Here is a 798-nt window from a genome sequence, read left to right as displayed (position 1 = left end):
CTCGACCGGGATGGGCGGCAGGAGCTCGACCTCGTCGACGACGGCTGCCGGTGACGCCGTGCGCAACGACAGCAGCCAATCGCGGAGGCGCAGGGTCGAGCGGCAGTCGTAGGCGTTGTAGTCGGCGACCTCGTCGAGCATGTGCTGCCCAGCGGCAGGGTCGCCGTTCCGGAGTTCTTCGACCGCGTCGACGTAGGCCGTGATGCTGTCGGCGGCGTTCGTGACGTCGCTCTGCCGGAGGTCCGAGCCCATGTAGAGCGGCTCGAGCTTCTTGATCGAGTAGCTGTGGCTGCCGACGACGAGGGCCTTGCGGACGATCGGGTACAGGTCGACGAGGACGCCTGCCCGCAGCAGGTCGTCGACCGCGTCCTCTCCCACCCCGTGCCGGGCGGCGAGGGACAGCAGGTGCGTCCGCTCGTACGCGGCGTAGTGGTAGACGTGCATGTCCGGGTACTGGGCACGCCGTTGCTCGACGAAGGCGAGGAAGTCCACCAGCGCCTGCCGCTCGTCGCGGAGCGTGTGCGCCCAGAACGCGGTGAACCGGGCCTCGGGGTCGACCAACCCGAAGAGGTAGTCGATCCCCCAGTGCTGGCCGTCCTCGGTGTAGAGCGGGTCACCCTCGAAGTCGAAGAACACGTCGCCCGCATCGGGCGCAGGGATCGCGTCGAGCGCGCGCGGGTCCGCCACCTCGAAGACCGGTGCGCGGCTCCCGCTGGTCTCCGATTCGACCTGGAGGCGCGCCTGACGCGCCAGGCGGTCTTGCGTCGATCTCGACATCGCGGGCACGGCCGTGGTCCG

At 69.8% G+C, this 798-nt stretch carries 1 protein-coding gene; it reads right to left on the bottom strand.

Annotated elements, in window-relative coordinates; genetic code table 11:
• A partial coding sequence (locus I59_RS00070; RefSeq protein WP_307120408.1) for a TM0106 family RecB-like putative nuclease occupies window positions 1-777 on the bottom strand: 777 nt, incomplete at its 3' end.
• Between the last annotated feature and the right edge of the window lie 21 nt (window positions 778-798).

This window comes from Curtobacterium sp. B8 (assembly GCF_000333315.1).
In the GTDB taxonomy this organism is placed as follows: domain Bacteria; phylum Actinomycetota; class Actinomycetes; order Actinomycetales; family Microbacteriaceae; genus Curtobacterium; species Curtobacterium luteum.
Note: the sequence above shows the minus strand (reverse complement) of the source record. Positions and strands in the feature narration are given on the sequence as shown.